The organism is Lentzea indica, assembly GCF_012184385.1.
Classification (GTDB): Bacteria; Actinomycetota; Actinomycetes; order Mycobacteriales; family Pseudonocardiaceae; genus Lentzea; species Lentzea indica.
In genome coordinates, this window is record NZ_VSRL01000579.1 from 1 (window position 1) to 855 (window position 855).

Annotated in this window: 1 pseudogene; it reads left to right on the plus strand. The window is 71.8% G+C overall.

Annotation, left to right across the window (positions count from 1 at the left end):
* Positions 1-831 (plus strand): annotated as a pseudogene (locus FXN61_RS49720) (hypothetical protein); the annotation flags it as partial.
* Positions 832-855 lie beyond the last annotated feature (24 nt).

Genomic DNA, 855 nt, shown 5'->3' on the forward strand with positions numbered 1-855 from the left:
CTCGTGCGCGGTGCCCGAGGCTCCGGCAAGTCCGCCGTGCTGCGCCTGGCCGCCGCCACCGAGTCCCGCGCCGGCACCACGGTTCTGTCCGCGGTAGGGCGTGGCGAACGCCTGCCGCTCGCCGTCGCCCGCCGGCTGCTGGTCCAGGCCGGTGTCGGAGTACCGGAGCTGACCGACCCGTCCGCTGACGCCCTCTACCGCGTGTACCGGGGCATGTGGCGCGATGTCGTGACGCTGGCGCAACGAACGCCCGTGTGCCTGGTGCTCGACGACCTCGACGCGTGTGACGACGCGACCGTGCGGTGGGCGGACTTCGTGCTGCGCAGGCTCGGTGACGAGCCGATCAGCCTGGTGCTGTCCCAGAACTCGCCGCTCGACGCCGAACTGGCCCGCGCGCACGTCGTCGACCTGCCACCGCTGACGGCACCGCAGGTCGCCGACATGATCTCCACGACCCTGCACTTCCAGCCGGATGCCGTGTTCGTCAGCCTCTGCCTGCGGTTGTCCGGTGGTGTTCCCCGGCACCTCATGACCGTGCTCAAGGACATCCAGGCCGCTCGCGCTCTGCGGCAGGAGTCCGTAGAGCTCGTCGCGGCACGACGGCTGCGCGACCAGCCGGAACACCTGCGCGCGATCGCCACCGCGCTCGTCGTCGTGGGCTCCGAGGAACTCGCCGGGCCGCTCGCCGGAGTGTCCGCGCGTGTCGCCGAGAACGGGATCTCCCTGCTGCGGAAGGAACATCTGCTCGGCGAAGGACTGCCGACCACGTCCGAGAGTGGTATCGCGCGGGAGTCCTCGGCGTGCTGGACCCCGCCGAGGTCGCCGACCTGAGGCACCGCGCGGCCGTGCTGCTGG